We start from the raw sequence: 24,870 nt of genomic DNA on the forward strand, positions 1-24,870 counted from the left end.
TCGATTTTGTTAGTTACCTAACGACTCTTTCCTTTCATTCAGCTTTCAATGCCAGGCTCATTCCTGAGCATTTGAAATAAAGTGGAAATTTCTTTTGATTGTGTGTGACCCGAACCCCGGTTGCGGGCATCAGTACAAGTAACCAGCCGAACGGTAAGCCCAACCATCGGCACATCACTTGATTGGGCATGCAGAGGAAGACCCCATGAACGCCCCGCTCCGTATCAACGAAGCACTGCTGATTGCCGACCGCGCATTTAAACCATTCAAATGCGTGGCCTGGGCACCACAAGACGGTAATGGCGAACTCAGCCTGACCGTTATCGACCGCACCAGCACCCGCATTGGCCGCAAGCAGATCCCAAGCAGCGCTTACTCCGATCCCGCACAACTCGAACTGCTGCTGGAACAGGCCCGCGCCGAATTGAGCCAGGAAGGTTACACACTGCAGTCGTGGTCGATGCCAAACTAATTGTTTTGCGGATTACTCCGGGGTAATCCGCGCCCTCCTCCTGTCATTAGTTCGCTGAGTTTTTCTGGCCCTGCGCACTATTTGACGCTGTTCAGTTCGAACTTTGCATACGCCTGATACTTTGCAGGCTTGCCAATGGTTCGAAAAGACACTGTTGTGGCACACAACGACCCTCCGCTCGTTAGTTATCAGAGTTGTGCATCCCTTCATTCAGGGGTTGAATATTTTCCTTATTAGTCGCCAGCCAAACTTCTGGATCATGACGACTCGCAAGGAGATGCGACGCATGTCAATCCAGTCGGCTTTTGCCTACCCCACCACCCGGAACAACGCCGGAGTCCTCGATAAAACGTTTGCCGCCAATGGCAAGACCCAGGTGTATTTCGCCGATAGCCTTTCCAGCCTGGCCAATGGTGTTGCGATCGATGCGCAGGGTCGCTTGCTGGTAGCCGCTAAAGTCTTCATGGCCGATGGCAGCCGCTTTGGTCTGGCCCGTTTGCTGGGGGATGGTTCCGCAGACCTCTCATTCGGCAATCAAGGCAGTGTCATCGGGCAATTCGAGCCGGGGTTCGAAGCCATGGGTGCCAAGGTTCTGGTCATGCCCGACGGCAATATCCTGTTGGCCGGCCTGCAATACGAAAACGCGCACCGCACGCTCCCGGCCCTGGCATTGCTGGATCAGGAGGGTCGGCTGGTTCGACGCTTTGGTGATAATGGTCGCTGTGTCGTGCGATTGCCTGGCGGTCTGTCCCTGGGCATACGCGACGCCTGGCTCCCCCCCGGTGTACCCGGCGCCGAAGCCTGCGATATCGGCGTCCAACAAGACGGTCGAATCCTGATCCTGGCCAACCATCACTACGAACTGGCCGATCACGCCGGTATGTTGATACGGCTGGATGTCGAAGGCTCGCTGGACTACTCGTTCAATGACCGCGGCTTTGTCGTGGTCAGGCACCTGCTGATGAACACCTGGCTCAGCAGCCTGACGCTACAACGTGATGGCCGAATTCTGGTCGGTGGATCGATCAACTTCCCTGAAGAAGGCTTGCTGGCACGCTATCACCCGGACGGGCGCCTCGACGACCGTTTTGCCGTCGATGGATTCATGACCTTCAAGGCGCAAGGGCATGGCGCCCGGGTCAGTCAGGTGGTCCAGCAAAACGAAGGCGACATCCTGTGTTTTGGCAGCAGTTGCGAGCCGATGCACTGCCTGACATTTAAAATGCACAGCAACGGCCGCCCCGACAATCATTGCAACGGCGGACAACCGCAGCGACTGAAAATCGGTCACAGCGGATGCCAGTGGAACGCCGCGCAGTTACAGCCCGATGGCCGTGTGCTGACGGCGGGCGCCACCATCGGCGGCGTTGAAGCAGACTTCATTCTGGGGCGATACCTGCCCAACGGCCGCCCCGATCGCCACTTTGGCAAAGGCTGCGGTTGTACGCGGACCCGCCTCGGCCCCAGCCTGGATACTGCCACCTGTGTCGCGGTGCAGGCCGATGGAAACATCGTAGCTGGCGGCTATTCGTTGCATGGCAGCTACAAGGCAGTCGTCGCGCGATATCTGGGCTAATCCGATGTATTTTTCCTGCGCTTGATCTTCTCGCCCGCTTACGGCAATTTGCGCGCTTCTTAAAACAAGGAGCAGCCGATGTCCGGTTCAATGGCCCAGGCGTTCGCGCACAACTTTCTCGGGCACTCGCCCCGTTGGTATAAGGCCTGCATCGTCGGTTTCCTCATTCTCAATGCCCTGGTGCTGTGGACCGCAGGCCCGGTGGCGGCCGGCTGGCTGCTGGTGCTGGAGTTCATCTTCACCCTGGCCATGGCGCTCAAATGTTATCCGCTGATGCCCGGCGGCCTGCTGATGATTGAAGCCCTGTTGCTGAAGATGACCACGCCCCAGGCGCTGTACGATGAGTTGTTGCACAACTTCCCGGTGATCCTGCTGCTGATGTTCATGGTGGCCGGCATCTACTTCATGAAGGACTTGTTGCTGTACCTGTTCTCACGTTTGTTGCTCGGGGTTCGCTCCAAGGCCCTGCTGGCCCTGATGTTCTGTTTTTTGTCGGCCTTTCTGTCGGCGTTTCTCGATGCCTTGACCGTGACCGCCGTGATCATCAGTGCCGCCGTGGGTTTTTACTCGGTGTATCACCGTGTCGCCTCCGGTAACGATCCGCGTCAGGACAGCGAGTTCAGCGACGACAAACATCTGCCCGCCCTGCATCATCGCGATCTCGAACAGTTCCGCGCCTTTCTGCGCAGCCTGCTGATGCATGGCGCCGTGGGCACCGCGCTGGGTGGCGTTTGCACATTGGTCGGCGAGCCGCAGAACTTGCTGATCGGCCATGAAATGGGCTGGCACTTCTCCGAGTTCTTTTCCAGGGTTGCGCCGGTATCCTTGCCGGTGCTGGTTGCCGGACTGCTGACATGCGTGCTGCTGGAAAAGCTGAGCTGGTTCGGATACGGCACGTTGCTGCCGGATAATGTCCGAACGGTGCTGGCCAACTACGCTGACGAAGACAACGCCGCGCGCACCTCACGCCAGCGTGCAGCACTACTGGTGCAAGGCGTTGCCGCATTGATTCTGATTGCCGGGCTGGCGTTTCACATTGCCGAAGTGGGCTTGATCGGTTTGATGGTGATCGTATTGATCACTGCCTTTACCGGCATCACCGACGAACACCGTCTCGGCACCGCGTTCAAGGACGCCATGCCGTTCACCGCATTGCTGGTGGTGTTTTTCGCCGTGGTCGCGGTGATTCACGATCAACAGCTGTTCGCCCCGTTGATCCACTGGGTGCTGACGCTGCCGGCGGACCAACAACCGGGCATGCTGTTCATTGCCAACGGTCTGCTGTCCGCCATCAGCGACAACGTGTTCGTGGCAACCATTTACATCACCGAAGTGAAGCGTGCATTCATGGCGGGTGAGATGACCCGTGAGCATTTCGAGACGCTGGCCATTGCGATCAATACCGGCACCAACCTGCCGAGCGTGGCGACACCCAATGGTCAGGCGGCGTTCCTGTTTTTGCTGACCTCGTCGATTGCGCCGCTGGTGCGCCTGTCTTATGGGCGGATGGTCTGGATGGCGTTGCCGTACACCGTGGTGATGGGGGTATTGGGCTGGTATGCGGTGAGTTACTGGCTCTGACACCGCCGCCCCTGTGGGAGCGAGCTTGCTCGCGATGGCGGCGGCACATTCAACATCCCTGTGCCTGACAGACCGCTATCGTCGGAACGCCGCCCGGAGCAAGCTCGCTCCCACAGGAGATTCGTGTTATCCGAGGCGATGCCAGACACGACCGTCGCGGGTCAGCAATTCTTCGCCGGCCTTGGGGCCGTTTTCCCCGGCGGCATAGCTCTGCACGCTGGAATCCTGCTGCCAGGCATCCAAGAACGGCTGCACGGCGCGCCAGCCGTTTTCGATGTTGTCGGCGCGCTGGAACAACGTCTGATCGCCCGTCAGGCAATCGTAGATCAGGGTTTCGTAGCCGGTGGACGGCTGCATCTCGAAGAAGTCCTTGTAGGCAAACCCCAGCTCGATGTTGTCCATCTTCAGGGCCTGACCGGGCCGTTTGGCCAACAGGTCGAACCACATGCCTTCGTTGGGCTGGATCTGAATGCGCAAATAGGTCGGCTGCAACTCATCGACCTCGGTATCGCGGAATTGCGCATAGGGCGCCGGCTTGAAACAGATCACGATCTCGGTGTCACGCACACTCATACGCTTGCCGGTACGCAGGTAGAACGGCACACCGACCCAGCGCCAGTTATCGATCATGACCTTGAGGGCCACATAGGTTTCGGTATTGCTGTCGGCTGCGACCTTGTCTTCCTGGCGATAGCCCGGCAGTGCCTTGCCGTCGATCTCACCCGCGGCGTATTGGCCACGCACCGAATTGGCGCGGGCCTCCTCGACCGTCCAGGGTCTGATCGCACCGACGACCTTGGCTTTCTCGCCGCGCACCGCATCGGCGCCAAACGCGGCGGGAGGCTCCATCGCCACCATCGCCAGCAACTGGAACAGGTGATTGGGCACCATGTCCCGCAGCGCGCCGGTGTGCTCGTAAAAACTGCCACGGGTTTCCACGCCGACGGTTTCGGCGGCGGTGATCTGCACGTGATCAATGTAGTGATTGTTCCAGAACGCTTCGAACAGGCTGTTGGAAAAACGGCTGACCAGAATGTTCTGCACGGTTTCCTTGCCCAGATAATGATCGATCCGGTAGATCTGCTTTTCCGTCATTACCTTGAGCAGGCAAGCGTTCAAGGCTTCGGCCGTTTGCAGGTCAGAGCCGAAGGGCTTTTCGATCACGACCCTTCTGAACGCCTCGGGGGTTTCCTCCAGCAAGCCGGCGGCACCGAGACGGCGTGCCACTTCACTGAAGAAACGCGGTGCGGTGGCCAGGTAGAACACCGCATTGCCGGTTCCGCTGTCGGCGATTTTCGCCGCCAGCGCTTGATAAGTGCTGTCGTCCAGGAAATCGCCCTGGACGTAGCTGATGCCTTTGGCGAGTCTGGACCAGACCGCTGGATCAAGGGTGTGATCACCCTTGCCAGCCATCTCGTTTCGAATGAAGTCTTCGAGCTTTTGCGCAAAGCCTTCATCGCTGATGGCGTTGTGGTCAACGCCGATGATCCGCAGTCCATCCCCGAGTAACCCATTGCGCTTGAGGTTATACAGCGCCGGTACCAACAGACGCTTGACCAGGTCACCGTGGGCGCCAAACAGAAACAACGTCGTCGGTGGAGCGGGCTCAGCCTTGGATTTCCTGCGGATCACATGGGTCATTTTTTCGAGGTCTCCACGTGGCCGCCGAAGCCGAAGCGCTGAGCCGAGAGAATCTTGTCGCCAAAGGTGCCTTGCCCACGCGAACGGTAGCGGGAGAACAGCGAGTTCGACAGCACCGGTACCGGCACCGCTTGCTCCATGGCGGCTTCGATGGTCCAGCGACCTTCACCACTGTCGGCCACGGACCCGGAGAAACCGTCGAGTTTCGGATCGCTGGCCAGGGCGTCGGCTGTCAGGTCAAGCAACCACGACGACACCACGCTGCCACGACGCCAGACTTCGGCAATGTCCGCCACGTTCAGGTCGAAACGCTGGTCTTGCGGCAGGCTCTCGCTATTTTTGGTTTGCAGAATGTCGAAGCCTTCGGCGAAGGCCTGCATCATTCCGTATTCGATGCCGTTGTGGATCATCTTCACGAAATGCCCGGCGCCAGCGGGACCTGCGTGAATATAGCCACGCTCGGCACGATCGTCGTCGGACTTGCGGTCCTTGGTGCGCGGGATGTCGCCCATTCCGGGGGCCAGGGTTGCGAACAGCGGGTCGAGGCGCTTAACGGTCCCGGCATCGCCGCCGATCATCATGCAGTAACCACGCTCCAGGCCCCAGACGCCACCGGACGTACCGACGTCGATGTAATGCAGGCCTTTTTCCGACAGGATTTTCGCCCGGCGGATGTCGTCCTTATAGAAGGTGTTGCCGCCGTCGATGATGGTGTCGCCGGGTTCGAGCAAGGTGCTCAGGGTGTCGATGGTTTCTTCGGTCGGCGCGCCGGCCGGCAGCATGACCCACACTGCACGCGGCTTGGCCAGGCCAGCGACCAGCGCTGGCAGATCGGTGACGCCAGTGGAGCCCTCAGCGGACAAGGCTTCGACAAAGGCGGTATTGCGATCGTAAACAACGGTGGTGTGCCCATTGAGCATCAGGCGCCGCGCAATATTGCCGCCCATGCGGCCCAGTCCAATAATCCCGAGTTGCATGTGCTGATGCTCCCTACTACAAATAAAAGTGTGTCAAAGGTTATAGCCCAACGCGACTCATGAGGTTAGTCCAGAGCGTTGGCACGAAGTTTCCGGGCATTGTGCCCGATCCTGATGGATAACGTCGGTAATCAAACCGAAGACACAACGACAATGAAAAATAAAAAAGTTCCCTTCGGGGGCAAAAGAAATCAAAATTGGCGCCGATAGTAGATCAGCCGTTGATTTCGAGGCGGACCTACAGTTGAGACACGCCATTTGCGAGGTGAGCAATGGGCACAGTACACACCGCACTGCCAGCACAAACCCTTTACGTCACTATCCGTCGCGATGAATTGCGTCAGTTGAAGGACGAACGCGATCAATTGAAACAGGAGCTGGCGCATTTGCGGCTACTGCTGCAAGCCGGTCAGACGCAGCCCCTGGCTGTGACGCAACGCGCCCCACTCGCCTGACCTCCTCCTTTCAAGCGGGAGCAGTCTGCACTGCTTCCGCAACGGCTCACGCCCTGCCACCCTTGGCAACTCAAATAATTTTCACAGTTGTTTCACGATAATTACTCGCGCTCGCGGTCGTTCAGTTGAGCAATTTCAACCGCGAAACCCTTTGTAGCAGCTGCCGAGCCCGCGAGGCTGCGTTCGGCTGCATAGCAGTCGTAAAATCAGTCATTGCGGTATGTCAGGCAGGCCGCGTCAGCTGGACTCACGACTGCTTCGCAGCCGAACGCAGCCTCGCAGGCTCGGCAGCTGCTACAGGGTGAAGTTAATTCCCATTTAACCGAATCGGCGGATAATGCCATTTCGACACTGCTTCATTGATTCATGGACGAAAGGCATCCGACATCTGTGGTGGGAGGCAAACCATGAAACGCACCGCATTGATCCTCGCCGGCCTGATGGCCTTGGGCGCAAGCAGCGCTTTTGCCGAAGGCGGAGCCGAACGCATGCGCTACTACTACGAAAGTCTGCGACTGGCCCAACAACAAGCCCTGGGCCCCCCCATCCAAAGCACCGAGCTGCGGGTTCCGGACGATCAAACCGCACAAATGACTGAAACCTACAGACCGAAATGATCCAGCCAGGGTCAGAGAAGACTGTCGGGCGTCCTGATGGACGCCCTTTTTTTGCCTGTTGAGTCAGAGGCTCTTGGTCCAGAACAGCATCCGTCCATGGGCAGGGTCGAACATGCCGGCGGCGAAACCGGCTTTTTCATAAGAGCCCTGCGCCACGGCATTGCCTTCCAGCACTTCCAGGGTGAGTTTGCAGCAGCCACGCTGACGGGCGATGTCCTCGACCTTTTGCAGCATCTTCTGGCTCAAGCCCAAACCGCGAAATTTTTTCACCACCGCCACATCGTGCACATTGACCAACGGCCGGCAGGCAAAGGTGGAGAACCCTTCGAAGCAATTGACCAGCCCGGCAGGCTCGCCACCGACAAAGGCCAGCACACTGAAGGCGTGGGGACGCCTGGCAAGCTCTGCCGGGAGTTGTTCAAGCACATCGGCCGGTAACGGCTGGCCACCCCCCATCGGGTCCTCGGCGTAGTGGTTCAACACCAGGCAAATAGCCTCGGCATGCACCGGATTGGTGTAACTGGCCTGAAGCACAAGAATTTCTGCGGAGTCCATTTCCATCCTCGATCACACATGAAGTAGCCCCCAGCATGTATTTCACGCTGAAGTGCCGGCAGACCATAGCGCGAGCACCGTGGTATCGACAATCGCAAACGAGGAAATCTTTGGCGCTCAAGCGCCCCAGATCAATGCTTCCGTCCATCCCAGTTCGGCAAAGTCCTTGGCTCGCAAGTGCGACTCACCGGCGCAGAAAAATTCGTCGAGTTGCGGTGGCTTGACCGAGGTGCCGCTGAGCATGGCGTGAACCTGGCCGCGGTGATGGATCTGGTGTTCAAACAAATGGGACAGCAGGCGCAAACGGCTGTCGTGTTGCGGCGTGTCGCGGGCGATGGTCACGATTTTGCCGAGGCTGGCGTCGCGCAGTTGCTCGCAGTAAGCGATCAATCGACGGTCGACATGGGCCTGTTCACGAACGAGATCCGACGCGATGAGGCAGGGTTCGTCTTCCTTGAAAAACACCCGGCAATCGGGATGCGGATCGTCGCCGCGCATTTCGCGCTCCAGGGCATCCACATAAAACCAGTCGCAGGTGAGGATGTGGTTGAGGGTCGCACGGATGCTGGGGAAGAAGCTGACCCGTGCGGCGATCAACTCCTGCGAGCTCAACTGCCTCCAGGCCTTGGCCAGTCGGTGGTTGGCCCAGGCATTCTGATAAGCCATGGTCAGCAGGTGGTGCGACAGGGGCTGATTCATGTTCGCTGCTCCCGATCAAATCCCGATCAAACTTCGGCAAACCGTTGCAGTTGCATTTCCTGCAATCGACTGAGGGTGCGGCGGAACGGGAATTCCAGATAACCCTCGGTATATAGCGCTGCCATCGGCACTTGTGCCTCAAGGTACAGCGGCACCTTGCGGTCGTAGCACTCGTCCACCAGGGCAATGAACCGTCGCACACCGTCGTCATGCACCGACAACTGCGGCAGCTCGCGATCCCCCGCTTCCACCCGTTCGACACCGTCCTCGGTGCCACGGGCGATGCGTCCGGCGCGTTTTTGCGCGCTGAGGTTGGGCACGTCACTCAACAGGATAGCGCTGTAGGTATCGCACAGGGCGATGAAATCCATGGCCGCGAAGGGTTGCTCGCACAGCGCGGCGTAACGGGTCCAGAGCACAGTCGGGCTGGTCTTGACCACCTCAAGGGCGCGGTAACCGACCTTGACCGACCCGTTCGATACCGGCTGATCCACAGTCAACCCCGCGAACACCTCACCCAATGCGCCGGACTGGCCGGGCTCGGCTACCCAGTAGCGTTGCAAACCGGCACCCGGATGCAGGCGATGGTCTTCCCCGCCATCTATCGCAATTACCTGCATGTGTTGCTTGATCGCCGTGATGGCGGGCATGAAACGGTCGCGATTGAATCCGTCGGCGTACAACTGATCCGGCGGCAGATTGGACGTGCAAACCACCACTACACCCTGTTCGAACATCACCTGGAACAGCCGCCCGAGAATGATCGCGTCGCCGATGTCATTGACGAACAGCTCGTCGAAACACAGCACGCGAACCTCTTCGGCCAATTCACGGGCCAGCGCCTTGAGCGGATCGGCGGTGCCGGTCAGTTGAAACGAGCGCTGGTGCACCCAGCCCATGAAGTGGTGAAAGTGCTGGCGCCGCGCCGGTACTCGCAGGCTTTGGTAAAACTGGTCCATCAACCAGGTTTTGCCCCGCCCGACCGGCCCCCACAGGTACACGCCACAAATGTGCGAGCGGCCTTCGTGCAGCGCTTCGTGGCATTTTTGCAGCGCCCACACGGCATGTTCCTGAGCCTCGTCCTGGACGAAGCCCTTGTGTTCGATGGCGTGCTGCCAGGCGCTCAAGGGGGATTCGATAGTCATGGGCGGCAGTATGCCATTGCGCAAGGAGAACGCGACCAGTGATCGGCAGTTTTGTGCAGGAAGGAAAAGCGCCTTGACGCATTAAATTACTAGCATCATATTTAATATATGTTGTTAGTAATCTATTAAACCCTGTCGCCATCCCTCTGGAGTCATCCCATGCATTACAAAGTTTTCGGTCGTAAAACCGGCTTGCGTGTTTCCGAACTGGCGCTGGGTGCCGGCAATTTCGGTACCGGTTGGGGCCATGGCGCCGAGCGAGACGAAGCCAGGCGCATTTTCGATGGCTACCTGGAAGCCGGCGGCAACTTCATCGATACCGCCAATGGCTATCAGGGCGGACAGTCCGAGGCCATGCTCAGCGAATTCATCGCTGCAGAACGGGATAGCCTGGTCATCGCCACCAAATACACCCTGGGGACTACACCGGCGGCCGGCATTTCCCACACTGGTAACAGCCGCAAGAACATGGTGCGCGCTGTCGAAGAAAGCCTTAAACGCCTGAAAACCGAGCATATCGACCTGTTCTGGGCTCATATGAGCGACGGCGTCACGCCCATGGACGAGATCCTGCGCGGCTTCGACGATCTGGTCAGTGCCGGCAAGATTCATTATGCCGGGCTGTCGAACTTCCCCGCGTGGCGCATCGCCCGTGCCGACCTGCTGGCCGAGGTGCGCGGTTTTGCGCCAATTGCCGCGATCCAGGTCGAGTACAGCCTCGCCGAGCGCACCGCCGAACGTGAACAACTGCCGATGGCCGAAGCCCTGGGCCTGGCTGCGACCTTGTGGTCGCCGCTGGGTGGCGGCTTCCTCACCGGTAAATATCGCAACAGTGCAGGCGACAATCGCGCGAACAAGCTCGGCGTGCTGATTCACGCCGAAAAGAGCGCCCGCGAAACCGCCCTGCTCGACACCTTGATCGATGTCGCCGCAGAACTGGACGCCAGCCCGACCCACGTGGCCATCGCCTGGCTGCGGGAAAAGGCCAAGCGCTCGTCCACGGCGCTGATTCCGATCCTCGGTTCCCGGACCCGTGAGCAACTGGACGCGACATTGGGGGCGCTGGATGTGCAGTTGAGTGCCGGGCAACTGGCACGACTCGATGGCGTCAGTGACGTGGCCAAAGGTGTGCCGCACGAATCCATTGCCGGCTCGTTCGCGCGGTTTAGCGGTGGCCGGGTCCTCGATCTGCCGATCGGTCCCGTCGCCTGACACCCATCAAAACTGTAGGAGCGAGCCTGCTCGCGATGAGGCCCTGTCAGCCAACAGAGATGTTGGATGCAAGACCGCTATCGCGAGCAAGCTCGCTCCCACAGGGGCTCAGCGTTTACCGATCGACCTTGTGTCTGGCCGCATACAGACACAACATCTCCATCGCCAACGTCGCCGCCGCCAGTGAGGTGATCTCCGCACTGTCATAGGCCGGAGCCACTTCCACCACGTCCATGCCCACCAGATTGATCCCGCGTAATCCACCGAGAATCTCCAGCGCCTGCACCGTGCTCAAGCCGCCGCACACCGGTGTTCCGGTACCCGGAGCGAATGCCGGATCAAGGCAATCGATGTCGAACGTCAGGTACACCGGGTTATCGCCGACCCGCGCGCGAATCGCCTCGACAATCGCTTCGCAGCCACGGCGATGCACTTGCCGTGCGTCCAGCACTTGAAAGCCCTGATGATCGTCATTGGTGGTGCGCAAACCGATTTGCACCGAGCGCGACGGGTCGACCAGCCCTTCCCTGGCCGCGTGCCAGAACATGGTGCCGTGGTCGATGCGCTTGCCCTCTTCGTCCGGCCAGGTGTCGCTGTGGGCGTCGAAGTGGATCAGCGACAACGCCCCGTGCTTGCGCGCATGGGCCTTGAGCAGCGGATAGGTGATGAAGTGATCGCCGCCGAACGTCAGCATCGCAGCGCCGGCATTGAGGATGTGCTCGGCGTGAGCCTCAATCATTTCGGGCGTCGACTGCGGCGAACCGTAGTCGAAATCGCAATCGCCATAGTCGATCACCGCCAGATGGTCGAACGGGTCGAACGTCCACGGCCAGTGCCGTTCCCAGGCAATCCCGGCCGAGGCGGCACGAATGCCCCGTGGTCCGAAGCGTGCGCCGGGGCGGTTGCTGGTGGCGGTGTCGAACGGCACGCCACTGACAGCCACATCAACACCACGCAGGTCACGACTGTAGCGGCGACGCATGAAACTGGTAATGCCGGCGTAGGTGCTTTCGGCGGCCGTGCCGTAAAGGCTGTCACGGGTAAGGGCTTGATCGTTCTGCATCGGGACGTCCATTGAAGACTCCTTTTTATTATTGGCGGCTACGGAAAGTGGTCCACAGACGGGTGCGCTGACGCATGTCCTTGAGGTTCATGCTGCGGTCGGCATACAGCCGTTCGCGCACGTCAGCCAGCGGGTAGATGTCCGGGTCGGTGCGCACCGCTTCATCCACCAGCGGCGTGGCGGCCTGGTTCGCCGTGGCGAAGAACAACGTATTGGTCAGTGCCGCTACGGACTCGGGGCGCAACATGAACTCGATAAAGGCGCGGGCGGCTTCGGGGTGCGGCGCGTCCTTGGGAATGGCCAGGTTGTCCTGCCAGACGAGGGTGCCTTCCTTGGGAATCCGGTAGGCAATTTCATAGGGTTTGTTGGCTTTGCGCGCCTGATCGGCGGCCATGCTCGCGTCACCGTTGTAGGTCAATGCCAGACAAACGCTGCCATTGGCCAGGTCGCTGATCTGCCGTCCGGTGGCGACGTACAGCACATTCGGCTGTAACTGATGCAGCAACGCCTCGGCGGCTGACAGATCGTTCTTGTCGGTGCTGTAGGGATCTTTACCCAGGTAGTGCAGCGCCAGCCCGATCACTTCCTGGGGCGAGTCGAGAATGGCGATGCCGCAATCCTTCAACTTGCTCGCGTACTCGGGCTTGAACAGCATATCCAGACTGTTGAGTGGCACATCCGGCAAGCGCTGCTTCACCGCCTCGACGTTCATGCCCAGCCCTAATGTGCCCCAGGTATAAGGCACGCCGTAGCGGTTGCCCGGATCGACAGCGGCGAGTTTTTCCAGCAAGTCCGGATCGAGGTTGGCGTAACCCTTGAGGCCCTCGTGGGGGATCGGCTTCAACGCCCCGGCGGCAAGGCCCCGGGCCAGCACACTGGAGGACGGCACCACCACGTCATAACCACTGCCGCCGGTGAGCAACTTGGTCTCCAGCACTTCCGAAGAATCAAAGGTGTCGTAGCGTACATGGATGCCGGTTTCCTGCTCGAACCGTTGCAGGGTTTCGGGGGCGACGTAATCGGCCCAACTGTACAGGTTGACCACCTTGTCTTCGGCCTGGGCCGATGCGGCCATGGCAAGGAACAGCGCGGGTAAACACAGCTTGAACATGGGAGCCATGACGAACACCTGACCAGAGGAAGTGGTTGCAGGATGCGTCGTCGGATACATTGGTGAAATATCAAGTTAATTAACCTGACTTTATGACGGAGTAATGTTTGATGCTCGGCCAACTGCATGATCTGGATCTGCAATTGTTGCGTCTGTTTGTCAGCGTGGTGGAGTGCGGCGGGTTCAGCGCAGCCCAGGGCGAGTTGGGATTGAGCCAGTCGAGCATCAGCCAGCAAATGGCCAAGCTGGAAACCCGTCTTGGCTATCGCTTGTGCAGTCGCGGCAAGGGCGGATTCAGGATCACTCCCAAGGGCGAGCAATTGCTCAGCGCCACCCGCGGGCTGTTCCAGTCCATCGAAGCGTTCCGCCATCAATCCAACGGCGTGGCCGGACGCTTGATCGGCGAAGTGCGCCTGGGTCTGTCCGAAGCCCTGGATCAATCGGTGCTGCAACGGGTGGCCGAAGCGATCCGGCGCTTCCGAGAGCGGGACGAGTCGGTGCGTATCGAACTGATCAGCGCCATGCCCGGCGAGATGGAACGCTTGCTGCTGCAACAGCGGCTGGACCTCGCCATCGGTTATTTCTCACAAGTGCAAAGCGCCTTTGACTACCGCCAATTGTTCATAGAAACCCAGCACCTGTATTGCGCCCCGGGCCATCCGCTGTTCACCAACGCGGACCCGGACGATCAGGATCTCCAGGCCTGCGACCGGGTCGATCACCCCTACCGTTTCCTGCGCAGCGACGAACCCTTTCAGGGCAAGCGGTGTTCGGCGCGTTCGGAACAGGTCGAAGGCACCCTCGCCTTCATCCTTTCCGGCAAGCATGTCGGTTATTTGCCCAGCCACTTCGCCCGTGGCTGGGAAGAAAAAGGCTTGCTCAGGGCCGTGCGTCGCAGCGACATGAGTTTCGATGTCGCGTTTCATCTGGCCCGGCACCGGGCACAGGTGGCCGGCGATGCGCAAAAGGCATTCGAAGAGGATTTGCTCGCGGCGTTTGCCTGAATACGCCTTGGTCTACGCTGAAACCGTGCCGGTCATAGACATGCAAAAATGCACAGATAACCTGCACTTATCCGGGTTGTACAAGGCAAATTTGCACTGTTACGATCCGCCATCGCTCGCGCGCGAGCATCTCGATAAAGAACAATAAAAGCAGGGAGTTAGTGATGACTGCTCAGGTTTCATCGAATGGGCCGCTGTCCATGGATGCCATGCAAAACGAAGTGCTGGCCGAGGTGCGCAACCACATCGGTCATCTGACCCTCAACCGCCCCGCCGGCCTCAATGCCCTGACCCTGGACATGGTGCGCAACCTGCACCGCCAGCTCGACGCCTGGGCCCAGGATTCGCAAGTCCATGCGGTGGTCCTGCGCGGTGCCGGCGAAAAAGCCTTCTGCGCTGGCGGCGACATTCGCTCGCTGTATGACAGCTTCAAAAGCGGCGACACCCTGCATGAAGATTTCTTCGTCGAGGAATACGCCCTCGACCTCGCGATCCATCATTACCGTAAACCGGTGCTGGCCCTGATGGACGGTTTTGTCCTCGGCGGCGGCATGGGTCTGGTGCAAGGCGCAGACTTGCGCGTGGTCACCGAGAAAAGCCGTCTGGCGATGCCCGAAGTCGGCATCGGTTATTTCCCCGACGTCGGCGGCAGCTACTTCCTGTCGCGCATCCCCGGTGAACTGGGGATTTATCTCGGCGTCAGCGGCGTGCAGATTCGTGCCGCCGATGCGCTGTATTGCGGCCTGGCCGACTGGTACCTGGAAAGCGACAAGCTGGGCGTCCTGGACGAGAATCTTGACCAGCTCGAATGGCACGACACGCCGCTCAAGGACCTGCAAGGCCTGCTGGCAACACTCGCCGTCCAGCAATTGCCTGACGCTCCATTGAGTGCACTGCGCCCGGCCATCGACCACTTCTTCGCCCAACCCGATGTGCCGAGTATTGTGGAGCAACTGCGTCAGGTCACGGTCGCCGACAGCCATGAGTGGGCCGTCACCACCGCCGACCTGCTGGAAACCCGCTCGCCACTGGCCATGGGCGTCACCCTGGAAATGCTGCGTCGCGGGCGCGAGCTGCCACTTGAACAATGTTTCGCCCTTGAGCTGCATCTGGACCGCCAGTGGTTCGAGCGCGGCGACCTGATCGAAGGCGTGCGCGCCTTGCTGATCGACAAAGACAAAACACCACGCTGGAACCCGCCAACCCTCAAGGCGCTGGACGCCGAACACGTGGCGAGCTTTTTCAGCGGGTTTGACCAGAGCGAGAGCTGAGCCATGCACGATATCGAATTGAGCGAAGAGCAAGTCATGATCCGCGACATGGCCCGGGATTTTGCCCGTGGCGAAATCGCGCCCCATGCCCAGGCCTGGGAAAAGGCCGGCTGGATCGACGATGGCCTGGTGGCGAAAATGGGCGAACTGGGCTTGCTCGGCATGGTGGTGCCTGAGGAATGGGGCGGCACCTATGTCGACTACGTGGCCTACGCCCTGGCGGTAGAAGAGATTTCCGCCGGCGACGGTGCGACCGGCGCCTTCATGAGCATCCACAACTCCGTGGGCTGCGGGCCGGTGCTCAACTACGGCAGCGAAGAACAGAAACAGACCTGGCTGGCGGACCTGGCCAGCGGCCAGGCCATCGGCTGCTTCTGCCTGACCGAACCCCAGGCCGGTTCCGAGGCCCACAACCTGCGCACCCGCGCCGAACTGCGCGACGGCCAGTGGGTGATCAACGGCGCCAAGCAATTCGTCAGCAACGGCAAGCGCGCCAAGCTGGCAATTGTATTTGCCGTGACCGATCCGGACCTGGGCAAGCGTGGCATCTCGGCGTTCCTGGTTCCGACCGACACTGCAGGTTTTATCGTTGATCGCACCGAGCACAAGATGGGTATTCGCGCTTCCGACACCTGCGCGGTCACCCTGAACGACTGCACCATTCCTGAAACCAATCTGCTCGGCGAGCGTGGAAAAGGCCTGGCCATCGCCTTGTCCAACCTCGAAGGCGGCCGCATCGGCATCGCCGCCCAGGCGCTGGGCATCGCCCGCGCTGCGTTTGAAGCGGCGCTGGCCTACTCCCGTGATCGTGTGCAGTTTGGCAAAACGATCAATGAACACCAGAGCATCGCCAATTTGCTGGCCGACATGCACATGCAATTGAACGCCGCGCGGTTGCTGATCCTGCACGCCGCGCGCCTGCGCACGGCCGGCAAGCCCTGCCTGTCGGAGGCATCACAAGCCAAGCTGTTTGCTTCGGAAATGGCGGAAAAGGTCTGTTCGTCCGCGATTCAGATCCATGGCGGCTATGGCTATCTGGAAGATTATCCGGTGGAGAAGTATTACCGGGATGCGCGGATCACGCAGATCTACGAAGGGTCGAGCGAGATTCAGCGGATGGTGATCGCCCGCGAACTGAAGAACTACCTGGTCTGAAGCTCTGTAGGAGCGAGCTCGCTCGCGATGGAGGTCAACGATGACGCGGGGCGCCTGAGTCAGCCCGGTGCCCTTGAGTTTTTCGCGAGCAGGCTCGCTCCCACAAAGGACCTCATGAACACCGAGATCCAATGTGGGAGCGAGCTTGCTCGCGATGAGGTCAGCAAATACGCCGCATTACTTGCCGACGAACTCCGCCTCACGCTTGGCAATAAACGCCGCCATCCCTTCCTTTTGATCCTGCGTCGCAAACGCCGCATGGAACACCCGACGCTCAAAGCGCACACCTTCGGCCAGGCTCACTTCGAAGGCGCGGTTGACGCTTTCCTTGACCATCATCGCAATCGGCAACGATTTTTTGGCGATCAAGGCCGCGACTTTCAGCGCTTCATCCAGCAGCTCATCGCTCGGCACGATACGCGCCACGATGCCGCAACGCTCCGCTTCCACGGCATCGATCAAACGACCGCTCAGGCACATTTCCATGGCCTTGGCCTTGCCCACGGCGCGGGTCAGGCGCTGGGTGCCGCCCATGCCCGGCAACACGCCGAGGTTGATTTCCGGCTGACCGAACTTGGCGTTGTCGCCGGCCAGAATGAAGTCGCACATCAGCGCCAGCTCACAGCCGCCACCCAAAGCGAAACCATTGACCGCCGCGATGATCGGCTTGCGGCGGTTGGCCACGCGGTCGCTGTCGCTGAACAGGTCGTCGATGTAGATCTGCGGATAGGTCAGCTCGGCCATTTCCTTGATGTCGGCACCGGCAGCGAAGGCTTTTTTCGAACCGGTCAGGACAATGCAGCCGATGTTCGAGTCAGCCTCGAAGCCATCGAGGGCCTGGTTCAGTTCGCTGACGATCTGCGCGTTCAAGGCGTTCAGCGCCTGTGGACGGTTGAGGGTGATCAGGCCAACGCGGCCGTGGGTTTCCAGCAAAATCGTTTCGTAGCTCAGCTCGTTGTCGCTCACAGGGGACTCCTTCTTATAGATTGCGCGAAATGACCATGCGCTGAATATCGCTGGTGCCTTCGTAGATCTGGCAAACCCGCACGTCGCGGTAGATCCGCTCCAGCGGGAAGTCGTTGAGGTAACCGTAGCCGCCGAGGGTCTGCAGCGCCGAGGAGCATACCTTCTCGGCCATTTCCGAGGCGAACAACTTGGCCATCGACGCTTCGACCAGGGCCGGTTTGCCGCTGTCACGCAGGGCGGCGGCGTAGTGCACCATTTGCCGTGCCACGGCGATCTGGGTGGCCATGTCCGCCAGGCGGAAGGCCACGGCCTGATGCTCGATGATCGGCTTGCCGAAGCTCTCGCGTTCACGGGCGTAGTCGCGGGCCGCTTCGAACGCGGCGCGGGCCATGCCCACCGATTGCGAGGCGATGCCGACGCGGCCGCCTTCAAGGTTGGCCAGGGCAATCCTGTAGCCATCGCCCTCCTCGCCCAAACGGTTGGCCACCGGGACCTTCACGTCTTCGAAGAGGATCTGGCAGGTGTCCGACGCATGCTGGCCGAGCTTGTCCTCGACCCGCGCAACGGTGTAGCCCGGCGAATCGGTCGGCACGATAAACGCGCTGATGCCACGTTTGCCAGCATTCGGATCGGTCACCGCAAACACGATCACCACCCCGGCATTGCGCCCGGAGGTGATGAACTGCTTGCAGCCGTTAAGCACGTAGTGATCGCCCTCCAGACGGGCACGGGTTTTCAGGCCGCTGGCGTCGGAACCGGCCTGGGGTTCGGTCAGGGCGAAAGCGCCGAGCATCGTGCCGCTGGCCAGCGGTTTGAGAAAGCGCTCTTTCTGCTCATCCGTGCCGTAGTTGAGGATCGGCACGCAGCCCACAGAGTTGTGCACGCTCATGATGGTCGAGCAGGCTCCATCGCCGGCGGCGATTTCTTCCAGCGCCATGGCGTACGCCAGGTAACCGGTGTCGCATCCGCCCCACTGCTCCGGCACCAGCATGCCGAAGAAGCCCAGCCCGGCCATCTCACCGATGGCTTCCTTGGGAAAGCGGTGCTCGCGATCCCATTCGGCAGCGAACGGCTTCAGCCGTTCCTGGGCAAAGTCCCGGGCCATGTCGCGGATTTGTTGTTGGTCGTCATTGGGGATCATGGTGAATCCTTAAAATTCAATTGCCCCCTGTAGGAGCGAGCTTGCTCGCGAAGGGCCTGAGAGCGCCACATTCATCCAGGCAGACCACGTCATCGTTGACGTTCTTCGCGAGCAAGCTCGCTCCTACAGGAACTGCGTAGGTCTTAATACAGGCATTCCACAGCCATGGCCGTCGCTTCACCGCCGCCGATGCAAATCGCTGCGACGCCGCGTTTCAGGCCTTTCTGGCGCAGGGCCGAAAGCAGGGTCACGAGAATCCGCGCACCGGACGCCCCGATCGGGTGACCCAAGGCGCAAGCACCGCCGTGCACGTTGAGTTTCTCGTGGGGGATTTCCAGATGAGTCATCGCGGCCATGCCGACCACGGCGAAGGCTTCGTTGACTTCCACCAGATCGACGTCATTGAGCGACCAGCCCGTTTTTTTCATCAATTTCTTGATGGCGCCAATCGGTGCCACCGGGAACAGACCCGGTGTATCGGCGAACGCGGCGTGGCCATGAATCACCGCCAACGGTTTCAGGCCCTGTTTCTGTGCCTGCGACTGGCGCATCAGCACCAATGCCGCCGCACCGTCGGAGATCGAACTGGAGTTGGCCGCGGTCACCGTACCGCCTTCGCGGAATGCCGGCTTCAACGAAGCGATCTTGTCCAGCTTGGCTTTTGGCGGCTGCTCGTCATTGCTGATCACGACCTGCTCTTTGCCGACCGTCACGGTCAGCGGGACGATTTCGTCCTTGAAGCTGCCGTCCTTGATCGCCTGCTGTGCGCGGGTGGTCGAGGCGATGGCGAACGCGTCCTGGGCTTCACGGCTGAAACTGTTGGTTTCGGCGCAGTCTTCGGCGAAGGTGCCCATCAGGCGGCCCTTGTCGTAGGCGTCTTCGAGGCCGTCGAGGAACATCGAGTCCTGCACCCGGCCATGGCCCATGCGGTAGCCAGCACGGGCGCGGTCCAGCAGGTACGGCGCGTTGGACATGCTTTCCATGCCACCGGCGACCACGACATCGACGCTACCAGCCACCAGCATGTCATGGGCCAGAATCGTCGCTTCCATGCCGGAACCACACATCTTGTTCAGGGTGGTGCAGCGGGTCGATTTATCCAGCCCGGCACCCAGCGCCGCCTGACGCGCCGGGGCCTGGCCAAGGCCAGCCGGCAGTACGCAGCCAAACAGCACTTCATCGACGCTATCACTGGTGACGCCGGCGCGTTCAACCGCGGCCTTGATGGCAGCAGCACCGAGTTGCGGCGCGGTCAGGCTTTTCAGATCGCCCTGGAAACCGCCCATCGGGGTACGGACGGCGCTGACGATAACGATTGGATCGTTGGACATAGTCATGACAAATCCTCCTTACTTGGCGGCCATGCGCAAGGCACCGTCGAGACGGATCACCTCGCCATTGAGCATGCTGTTTTCAATAATATGCCTGACCAGCCCGGCGTACTCGCCTGGTTTGCCCAGACGCGGCGGAAATGGCACGCCGGCCGCCAGGGAATCGCGGACTTCCTGGGTCATGCCGGCCATCATCGGCGTCTCGAAGATGCCGGGGGCAATCGTCATGACACGGATGCCGAAACGCGCCAGTTCGCGGGCCGCCGGCAAGGTGAGGCTGACAATCGCACCCTTGGACGCCGAATAAGCCGCCTGGCCGATCTGACCGTCGTAAGCCGCGGCAGACGCGGTGTTGATGATCACGCCGCGCTCGCCATCGGCATCCGCTTCGGTCTCCGCAATCGCCGCTGCCGCAAGGCGCAGCATGTTGAAGCTGCCAATCAGGTTGACGTTGATTACCTGGCTGAAACTGGCCAGCGCGTGTGGACCGTTCTTGCCGAGAATCTTCTCGCCACGCACGATGCCGGCGCAGTTGACCAGACCATTGAGGCCGCCGAAGGCCTTGACCGTCGCCTGCACGGCTGCCTCGGCCGCCGCTTCGTTGCTGATGTCCGCCACCACGCTGTGCGCGCCAAGGCGCTGGGCCTGGGCTGCAACGGCTTCGGCGTTCATGTCCACCAGCATCACTTTCGCGCCGGCGGCGACCAGTACCTCGGCGGTGGCGGCACCGAGGCCGGAAGCGCCGCCAGTGACGATAAAAATCTTGTTCTCGATCTGCATCATTGTTTCCCTGGGTTCAAGCTGGAATATTCTTCGCCGCAGCCTCTTGAGCCTTGGCGATTTCCTGGTTGCGCAAGATAAAGCGCTGCAATTTGCCGCTTGGGGTTTTCGGCAATTCGCTGACAAATTCGATTTCACGGGGGTACGAGTGCGCCGCCAGACGCTTGCGCACGTGCTGGCGCAGTTCTTCGGCCAACGCAGGTTCTGCGCGGTATTGCGGGCTGAGCACGACGAAGGCCTTGACCAGTTCGGTGCGCTCGGGATCGGGCTTGCCGACCACGGCAGCCTCGACCACGGCCGGGTGTTCGATCAACGCACTTTCCACGTCGAACGGACCGACCCGGTAGCCTGAAGTGGTAATCACGTCATCACTGCGACCGACGAAGCTGATGCTGCCGTCCGGGTTCCACTCGACGGTGTCGCCACTCAGGTAATAGTTGCCGACGAAGGCCTTGGTCGGCCCGCCTTCGTAACCGGCGAACCAGCACATCGGCGATTGACTGCGGTCGATGGCCAGGATGCCAGGCTGGCCGACACCCAGCTCCTTGTAGTCGTCATCCAGCACCACGATGCGGTGGCCCGGCGAGGCAAAGCCGGCGGCGCCCATGTGGATCGGGTGCTCAAGGCCGTGGTGGTTGCACAGCACCATGCCCAGTTCGGTCTGCCCGTAATGGTCGTGGATGACCACACCGAGGTTGTCGGCGAACCAGCGGATCACTTCCGGGTTCAGCGGCTCGCCGGCGCTGCTGACGATACGCAGCTTGCCCTTGATGGATCTGGCGAATTCATCGCCACCGGCAATCAACAGACGGTAGGCCGTCGGCGAACCGGTGAGGTTGGTAATCCCGTACTTGTTGATCACCCGGCAGGTGCTTTCGAGGGTGAACGGGCCGTCGTAAAAGGTGATCGGATGACCCATGGACATCGGCCCTGTGACACCGAAATAAATACCATAGGCCCAACCCGGATCGGCGACGTTCCAGAAGGCATCTTCCGGGCGCAGATCCACTGCGTCGCGGGTGTAGCTCTGGAACGCAACGATGGCCTTGAGCGGCACCGACAGTGCTTTCGACGGGCCGGTGGTGCCCGAGGTGAACATCAGCAGGAACGGATCTTCGCCGGTCAGCAGCACTGGCTCGCAGTCGGCGGAATAATTGGCCAGTTCAGCCCAGAAACTGAAGTCGCCACGAACCAGGCCCTGCCCTTTGGGGCCGGTGACGGTAACCGTGGTCGGGCAATCGGCGACTTCGGCGAGTTTCGGCCGGTTCACCCCATCGGTGACCACCACTTTGGCACCCGAGCAGCTCAGGCGGTGCTCGATGGCTTTGGGGCCGAACGCGGTAAACAGCGGTTGGTACACGGCACCGATGCGCCAGGTGGCGAATACGGTGATCAACAATTCGATGTTGCGTGGTAACAGGCCGGCGACCTTGTCGCCCTTCTTCACACCCTGGGCCAGCAGATAATTGGCGAAACGCGCGGCCTTGTCCTGCAACTCGGTGAAGGTGTATGTCGCACCAGTGCCGTCGCGGCCCTCCCAGAACAGCGCGATGCGCCCCGGCAAGGCATGCCGGTCACAGCATTCGACACAGGCATTGAGGGCCGTCAGATCGCCTGCGAGTGCGGCGTCGACGGTGTGCTGATAATTGAACTGAGAAGTAGCAGACAAGTAATCGCGCATTGCCAGAATCCCTCTGTGTTTTTGTTAGGTTGGGGGAACCGTAAACAACAGGGAAATACTCGCTCTGCTTGGGGTGGCGGGCAATGGTCAAAGTTATCAAGTTGTCTGACTGCTTTGGCCAAAGCCCCCAGGCATCAGGAAGTGAAGCGCACCCCCGGTTTAGCGCGCTCGTCCACGGTCAGCTCGAACACATCCGGGCGAGCGTAGTGACCGACCACGTCATAGTCGTAGCGGGCGCGCACCAGGTCGTCAGTGTCGATTGAAGCGGTAAGCAAACCGGCGCTGCCGCGCAACGGTCCGGCGAGAATGTCGCCCATGGGACCAACAATCACGCTGCCGCCAGCAATCAACGGCCGATCCGCCGGCCAGTTGGCGATATCCAGGCCCAGGGCCTGGGGCGATGCCTGGACCTGACAGGCGCTGACCACAAAACAGCGCCCCTCATGGGCAATGTGGCGCATGCTGACTTGCCACATGTCCCGCTCGTCCACGGTCGGCGCGCACCACACCTCCACGCCCTTGGCGTACATCGCGGTGCGCAGCAGCGGCATCATGTTTTCCCAGCACACCACCGCGCCGACGCGCCCGACCTGGCTGTCGATCACGGGCAGCGTCGAACCATCGCCCTTACCCCAGATCAGCCGCTCGGTGCCCGTGGGCATCAGCTTGCGGTGTTTGGCCACCAGCCCGGCCTGCGGGTCAAAGTACAGCGCGGTGCAGTACAAGGTGCTGCCTGCCCGTTCGATCACGCCGATCACCAGATTGGCCCCGGTGCGTGCGGCCAGCGCCGCCAGCGCCTCGGTTTCCGCGCCGGGTACGTCGATGGCATTGGCAAAATAGCGCGCAAAGGCTTCGCGCCCTTCCGGCAGCCGATAACCGAGTTGCGTGCCAAAGCCCTCGCCTTTGGGATAACCCCCCAGCAGTGCTTCCGGCATCACCACCAACGCGGCGCCGGATTCGATGATCGCGTTTTCATAAGACAGGATCTGTTCCAGGGTTTCAGCCTTGCCACCGGGCAAGGCGCCGATCTGCAGGGCAGCAACGATTGATTTGGGCATTGCACAGACTCCATTGGCATCAGGTGTTGCTCATTCTCCGGCGCCACGCAATCATCAATAAAGACCGATTCACTGCTGAATGATATGAGCCAAATGAATATCACCGACATCGACCTCAACCTGCTCAAAGTCTTCGAAGCGCTGCACGAAGAGTCCAGCGCCAGCCGTGCCGCCTTGCGTCTGGGTGTGACCCAATCGGCGGTCAGCGCGGCCTTGCGCCGGTTGCGCGAGGTGTATGGCGATCAGCTGTTCGTGCGTACCGGACGAGGCCTGGCCCCCTCACTCAAGGCCAATCAGCTCAAACCGGTGGTCAGCGATGCCTTGAACAAATGCCGGCAGAGCCTGGCGATGGTCGATCCGGCCGCCCGGCAGTACGAAGGACGCTCGGTGACCGTGGGAATGTCGGATGATTTCGAAATAGCCTACGGCCGGCGGCTGATCGAAGAAATCGCCCGTTGCGCGCCGAAACTGCGGCTGATTTTCCGCCAGACCCACAGCCAGATCGTGGCTCAGGCGTTGATGGAACGCAGCATCGACCTGGCGATTACCGCAGGCGGGTTTGCCGAGCGGCTGCTCAGCCGCCAGGTGCTGGGGGAAGGCGGATATCTGTGCCTGGCAGACCCGTCGAGCCTGGTCGAGGGCCAGCAGAGCATCAGTCTTGAAGAGTTTGTGGCCCGCGATCACATTCTGGTGTCGTCCGGCGGTTTTATCGGTATTACCGACGAGGGGTTGGCGGCGCTAGGGTTGAGTCGGCGGGTGTGTGCCTCGACCACGCATTTTGCCGCGTTGCCCCATTTGCTCAAGGGCAGTTCGGCCGTAGCGACCATTCCGGCCCATGCCGCCCGAAGCATCGCGGCGCTCAGTGGGCTGGCGCTGCTGCCCTGCCCCTTGGCGTTGCCGCGCTACCCGATCGAACTGGGCTGGCGCACCAGCAACCCGCTCGACCCGGTGGTGTTGAAAGTGCGCGAGGCGATTGTTGCGTGTTTCGCGCAGGAGCTGCCGCAGGCTGCTCCTACTTGGCCGCCATCAGGCGATTGACTTCACTGCGCACCATGTTGGCGAATTCCGGGGGCGACATGCCGTCCAGCTCGGCGCGCACCCATTCAGCCCACTTGCCTTTGCGCTTGGCCCGTTCGCCGAACAACCGCGCGGCCTCGCCCTTGGCTTTGCCCAGGTTGTTTTGCCAGAGTTCGAACAGACGGGATTTCTCGTCTTCAAGCGCAGCGCGCTCGGCAAGGGGTTTGTCGGCCAGATTGAAGCTCATGGGAATTTCCTGCTGCGTAAAATTGGCGACATCTTACACTGTAGGACGAAATGTCCTGCGCCGGTTTTTCAGCAAGATGGCCTCCCCGGGCAAAATAGCTGCAACTTTTCCGACG

24 protein-coding genes are annotated in these 24,870 nt (G+C 60.6%); 10 read left to right on the plus strand and 14 right to left on the minus strand.

All coding sequences use genetic code 11. The annotated features are described in order from the left end of the window. Positions 1 to 205 precede the first annotated feature (205 nt). From ACEN8Z_RS17565 to nhaB, 3 genes are all read left to right on the plus strand, one after another. Positions 206 to 472, plus strand: a complete 267-nt coding sequence (locus tag ACEN8Z_RS17565; protein WP_108228280.1) for a hypothetical protein — start codon at positions 206 to 208, stop codon at positions 470 to 472. A 286-nt stretch (positions 473 to 758) separates the two neighbouring features. Continuing rightward, positions 759 to 2,048, plus strand: coding sequence for an NHL repeat-containing protein (locus ACEN8Z_RS17570; protein ID WP_495595056.1), 1,290 nt, complete (start codon positions 759 to 761; stop codon positions 2,046 to 2,048). 78 nt (positions 2,049 to 2,126) lie between these two features. Continuing rightward, entirely contained in the window at positions 2,127 to 3,629 is a 1,503-nt protein-coding gene (gene nhaB, locus ACEN8Z_RS17575; protein WP_495595057.1) for a sodium/proton antiporter NhaB, read from the plus strand. Between the two features lie 126 nt (positions 3,630 to 3,755). Here the strand turns inward: nhaB and zwf are convergent, their stop codons facing one another. Beyond that, positions 3,756 to 5,270: a glucose-6-phosphate dehydrogenase gene (zwf, locus tag ACEN8Z_RS17580; RefSeq protein ID WP_495595058.1), complete on the minus strand. Its 1,515-nt coding sequence runs from the start codon at positions 5,268 to 5,270 to the stop codon at positions 3,756 to 3,758. Beyond that, positions 5,267 to 6,247 carry a phosphogluconate dehydrogenase (NAD(+)-dependent, decarboxylating) gene (gnd, locus tag ACEN8Z_RS17585; protein ID WP_495595059.1) on the minus strand — a complete coding sequence of 327 codons (981 nt, stop codon included), beginning with the start codon at positions 6,245 to 6,247 and terminating at the stop codon, positions 5,267 to 5,269. The genes zwf and gnd overlap by 4 nt, the downstream gene beginning before the upstream one ends. 272 nt (positions 6,248 to 6,519) lie before the next feature. Here gnd and ACEN8Z_RS17590 point away from each other — a divergent pair, with 272 nt between their 5' ends. Both ACEN8Z_RS17590 and ACEN8Z_RS17595 read left to right on the plus strand, forming a co-directional pair. Continuing rightward, positions 6,520 to 6,702: a DUF6026 family protein gene (locus ACEN8Z_RS17590; RefSeq protein WP_495595060.1), complete on the plus strand. Its 183-nt coding sequence runs from the start codon at positions 6,520 to 6,522 to the stop codon at positions 6,700 to 6,702. A 407-nt stretch (positions 6,703 to 7,109) separates the two neighbouring features. Further along, positions 7,110 to 7,319 (plus strand): hypothetical protein, encoded by a 210-nt coding sequence (locus ACEN8Z_RS17595; protein ID WP_495595061.1) that lies wholly within the window; start codon positions 7,110 to 7,112, stop codon positions 7,317 to 7,319. Positions 7,320 to 7,382: 63 nt separating this feature from the next. Here ACEN8Z_RS17595 and ACEN8Z_RS17600 read toward each other — a convergent pair whose 3' ends face one another. The 3 genes from ACEN8Z_RS17600 to zapE all read right to left on the minus strand — a co-directional run bounded on the left by ACEN8Z_RS17600 (position 7,383) and on the right by zapE (position 9,718). Beyond that, a complete protein-coding gene (locus ACEN8Z_RS17600) occupies positions 7,383 to 7,874 on the minus strand; it encodes a GNAT family N-acetyltransferase (protein ID WP_007994796.1) in 492 nt (163 codons plus the stop codon). A 117-nt stretch (positions 7,875 to 7,991) separates the two neighbouring features. Next, positions 7,992 to 8,573, minus strand: coding sequence for a DinB family protein (locus ACEN8Z_RS17605; RefSeq protein WP_495595062.1), 582 nt, complete (start codon positions 8,571 to 8,573; stop codon positions 7,992 to 7,994). 26 nt (positions 8,574 to 8,599) lie between these two features. Continuing rightward, positions 8,600 to 9,718, minus strand: coding sequence for a cell division protein ZapE (gene zapE, locus ACEN8Z_RS17610; RefSeq protein ID WP_495595063.1), 1,119 nt, complete (start codon positions 9,716 to 9,718; stop codon positions 8,600 to 8,602). A gap of 159 nt (positions 9,719 to 9,877) precedes the next feature. Between zapE and ACEN8Z_RS17615 the strand changes: the two genes are divergently transcribed. Then, positions 9,878 to 10,930 carry an aldo/keto reductase gene (locus ACEN8Z_RS17615; RefSeq protein WP_495595064.1) on the plus strand — a complete coding sequence of 351 codons (1,053 nt, stop codon included), beginning with the start codon at positions 9,878 to 9,880 and terminating at the stop codon, positions 10,928 to 10,930. A 115-nt stretch (positions 10,931 to 11,045) separates the two neighbouring features. Here ACEN8Z_RS17615 and speB read toward each other — a convergent pair whose 3' ends face one another. Further along, a complete protein-coding gene (speB, locus tag ACEN8Z_RS17620) occupies positions 11,046 to 12,005 on the minus strand; it encodes an agmatinase (protein WP_495595065.1) in 960 nt (319 codons plus the stop codon). Positions 12,006 to 12,021: 16 nt separating this feature from the next. Then, positions 12,022 to 13,113, minus strand: a complete 1,092-nt coding sequence (locus ACEN8Z_RS17625; protein ID WP_495595066.1) for a polyamine ABC transporter substrate-binding protein — start codon at positions 13,111 to 13,113, stop codon at positions 12,022 to 12,024. A gap of 101 nt (positions 13,114 to 13,214) precedes the next feature. On the opposite strand from ACEN8Z_RS17625, the gene ACEN8Z_RS17630 reads away from it, so the two are divergent. The 3 genes from ACEN8Z_RS17630 (at position 13,215) to ACEN8Z_RS17640 (ending at position 16,534) form a co-directional block, all read left to right on the plus strand. Continuing rightward, positions 13,215 to 14,108, plus strand: coding sequence for a LysR family transcriptional regulator (locus ACEN8Z_RS17630; RefSeq protein ID WP_495595067.1), 894 nt, complete (start codon positions 13,215 to 13,217; stop codon positions 14,106 to 14,108). Between the two features lie 164 nt (positions 14,109 to 14,272). Beyond that, positions 14,273 to 15,379, plus strand: coding sequence for an enoyl-CoA hydratase/isomerase family protein (locus ACEN8Z_RS17635; RefSeq protein ID WP_495595068.1), 1,107 nt, complete (start codon positions 14,273 to 14,275; stop codon positions 15,377 to 15,379). 3 nt (positions 15,380 to 15,382) lie between these two features. Beyond that, complete coding sequence (locus ACEN8Z_RS17640; RefSeq protein ID WP_495595069.1) at positions 15,383 to 16,534, plus strand: acyl-CoA dehydrogenase family protein; 1,152 nt, start codon at positions 15,383 to 15,385, stop codon at positions 16,532 to 16,534. A 177-nt stretch (positions 16,535 to 16,711) separates the two neighbouring features. Here the strand turns inward: ACEN8Z_RS17640 and ACEN8Z_RS17645 are convergent, their stop codons facing one another. The 6 genes from ACEN8Z_RS17645 to ACEN8Z_RS17670 all read right to left on the minus strand — a co-directional run bounded on the left by ACEN8Z_RS17645 (position 16,712) and on the right by ACEN8Z_RS17670 (position 23,491). Then, positions 16,712 to 17,485 carry an enoyl-CoA hydratase gene (locus ACEN8Z_RS17645; protein WP_322617059.1) on the minus strand — a complete coding sequence of 258 codons (774 nt, stop codon included), beginning with the start codon at positions 17,483 to 17,485 and terminating at the stop codon, positions 16,712 to 16,714. Positions 17,486 to 17,513: 28 nt separating this feature from the next. After that, the gene (locus ACEN8Z_RS17650) at positions 17,514 to 18,641 is read right to left on the minus strand and encodes an acyl-CoA dehydrogenase (RefSeq protein WP_495595070.1); all 1,128 of its coding nucleotides are present in this window, start codon (positions 18,639 to 18,641) and stop codon (positions 17,514 to 17,516) included. Positions 18,642 to 18,784: 143 nt separating this feature from the next. Next, entirely contained in the window at positions 18,785 to 19,978 is a 1,194-nt protein-coding gene (locus ACEN8Z_RS17655; protein ID WP_495595071.1) for an acetyl-CoA C-acyltransferase, read from the minus strand. Between the two features lie 12 nt (positions 19,979 to 19,990). Continuing rightward, complete coding sequence (locus ACEN8Z_RS17660; protein WP_495598146.1) at positions 19,991 to 20,752, minus strand: SDR family NAD(P)-dependent oxidoreductase; 762 nt, start codon at positions 20,750 to 20,752, stop codon at positions 19,991 to 19,993. 16 nt (positions 20,753 to 20,768) lie between these two features. Next, positions 20,769 to 22,433: an AMP-binding protein gene (locus ACEN8Z_RS17665; protein WP_495595072.1), complete on the minus strand. Its 1,665-nt coding sequence runs from the start codon at positions 22,431 to 22,433 to the stop codon at positions 20,769 to 20,771. A 134-nt stretch (positions 22,434 to 22,567) separates the two neighbouring features. Continuing rightward, positions 22,568 to 23,491, minus strand: coding sequence for a carbon-nitrogen hydrolase family protein (locus ACEN8Z_RS17670; RefSeq protein WP_495595073.1), 924 nt, complete (start codon positions 23,489 to 23,491; stop codon positions 22,568 to 22,570). 84 nt (positions 23,492 to 23,575) lie between these two features. Here ACEN8Z_RS17670 and ACEN8Z_RS17675 point away from each other — a divergent pair, with 84 nt between their 5' ends. Then, positions 23,576 to 24,529: a LysR family transcriptional regulator gene (locus tag ACEN8Z_RS17675; protein WP_495595074.1), complete on the plus strand. Its 954-nt coding sequence runs from the start codon at positions 23,576 to 23,578 to the stop codon at positions 24,527 to 24,529. Here the strand turns inward: ACEN8Z_RS17675 and ACEN8Z_RS17680 are convergent. Continuing rightward, positions 24,504 to 24,755 carry a hypothetical protein gene (locus tag ACEN8Z_RS17680; protein ID WP_007983592.1) on the minus strand — a complete coding sequence of 84 codons (252 nt, stop codon included), beginning with the start codon at positions 24,753 to 24,755 and terminating at the stop codon, positions 24,504 to 24,506. The two genes, ACEN8Z_RS17675 and ACEN8Z_RS17680, sit on opposite strands and share 26 nt — an antisense overlap. Positions 24,756 to 24,870 lie beyond the last annotated feature (115 nt).

It is taken from the genome of Pseudomonas sp. Pseusp10, from assembly GCF_059492225.1.

What these genes read in the sequence shown, in the direction of transcription:
- ACEN8Z_RS17565 (WP_108228280.1), top strand. Translation starts at nt 206, where the DNA reads ATGAACGCCCCGCTCCGTATCAACGAAGCACTGCTGATTGCCGACCGC.
- ACEN8Z_RS17570 (WP_495595056.1), top strand. Translation starts at nt 759, where the DNA reads ATGTCAATCCAGTCGGCTTTTGCCTACCCCACCACCCGGAACAACGCC.
- nhaB (WP_495595057.1), top strand. Translation starts at nt 2,127, where the DNA reads ATGTCCGGTTCAATGGCCCAGGCGTTCGCGCACAACTTTCTCGGGCAC.
- zwf (WP_495595058.1), bottom strand. Translation starts at nt 5,270, where the DNA reads ATGACCCATGTGATCCGCAGGAAATCCAAGGCTGAGCCCGCTCCACCG.
- gnd (WP_495595059.1), bottom strand. Translation starts at nt 6,247, where the DNA reads ATGCAACTCGGGATTATTGGACTGGGCCGCATGGGCGGCAATATTGCG.
- ACEN8Z_RS17590 (WP_495595060.1), top strand. Translation starts at nt 6,520, where the DNA reads ATGGGCACAGTACACACCGCACTGCCAGCACAAACCCTTTACGTCACT.
- ACEN8Z_RS17595 (WP_495595061.1), top strand. Translation starts at nt 7,110, where the DNA reads ATGAAACGCACCGCATTGATCCTCGCCGGCCTGATGGCCTTGGGCGCA.
- ACEN8Z_RS17600 (WP_007994796.1), bottom strand. Translation starts at nt 7,874, where the DNA reads ATGGACTCCGCAGAAATTCTTGTGCTTCAGGCCAGTTACACCAATCCG.
- ACEN8Z_RS17605 (WP_495595062.1), bottom strand. Translation starts at nt 8,573, where the DNA reads ATGAATCAGCCCCTGTCGCACCACCTGCTGACCATGGCTTATCAGAAT.
- zapE (WP_495595063.1), bottom strand. Translation starts at nt 9,718, where the DNA reads ATGACTATCGAATCCCCCTTGAGCGCCTGGCAGCACGCCATCGAACAC.
- ACEN8Z_RS17615 (WP_495595064.1), top strand. Translation starts at nt 9,878, where the DNA reads ATGCATTACAAAGTTTTCGGTCGTAAAACCGGCTTGCGTGTTTCCGAA.
- speB (WP_495595065.1), bottom strand. Translation starts at nt 12,005, where the DNA reads ATGGACGTCCCGATGCAGAACGATCAAGCCCTTACCCGTGACAGCCTT.
- ACEN8Z_RS17625 (WP_495595066.1), bottom strand. Translation starts at nt 13,113, where the DNA reads ATGGCTCCCATGTTCAAGCTGTGTTTACCCGCGCTGTTCCTTGCCATG.
- ACEN8Z_RS17630 (WP_495595067.1), top strand. Translation starts at nt 13,215, where the DNA reads ATGCTCGGCCAACTGCATGATCTGGATCTGCAATTGTTGCGTCTGTTT.
- ACEN8Z_RS17635 (WP_495595068.1), top strand. Translation starts at nt 14,273, where the DNA reads ATGACTGCTCAGGTTTCATCGAATGGGCCGCTGTCCATGGATGCCATG.
- ACEN8Z_RS17640 (WP_495595069.1), top strand. Translation starts at nt 15,383, where the DNA reads ATGCACGATATCGAATTGAGCGAAGAGCAAGTCATGATCCGCGACATG.
- ACEN8Z_RS17650 (WP_495595070.1), bottom strand. Translation starts at nt 18,641, where the DNA reads ATGATCCCCAATGACGACCAACAACAAATCCGCGACATGGCCCGGGAC.
- ACEN8Z_RS17655 (WP_495595071.1), bottom strand. Translation starts at nt 19,978, where the DNA reads ATGACTATGTCCAACGATCCAATCGTTATCGTCAGCGCCGTCCGTACC.
- ACEN8Z_RS17660 (WP_495598146.1), bottom strand. Translation starts at nt 20,752, where the DNA reads ATGCAGATCGAGAACAAGATTTTTATCGTCACTGGCGGCGCTTCCGGC.
- ACEN8Z_RS17665 (WP_495595072.1), bottom strand. Translation starts at nt 22,433, where the DNA reads ATGCGCGATTACTTGTCTGCTACTTCTCAGTTCAATTATCAGCACACC.
- ACEN8Z_RS17670 (WP_495595073.1), bottom strand. Translation starts at nt 23,491, where the DNA reads ATGCCCAAATCAATCGTTGCTGCCCTGCAGATCGGCGCCTTGCCCGGT.
- ACEN8Z_RS17675 (WP_495595074.1), top strand. Translation starts at nt 23,576, where the DNA reads ATGAGCCAAATGAATATCACCGACATCGACCTCAACCTGCTCAAAGTC.
- ACEN8Z_RS17680 (WP_007983592.1), bottom strand. Translation starts at nt 24,755, where the DNA reads ATGAGCTTCAATCTGGCCGACAAACCCCTTGCCGAGCGCGCTGCGCTT.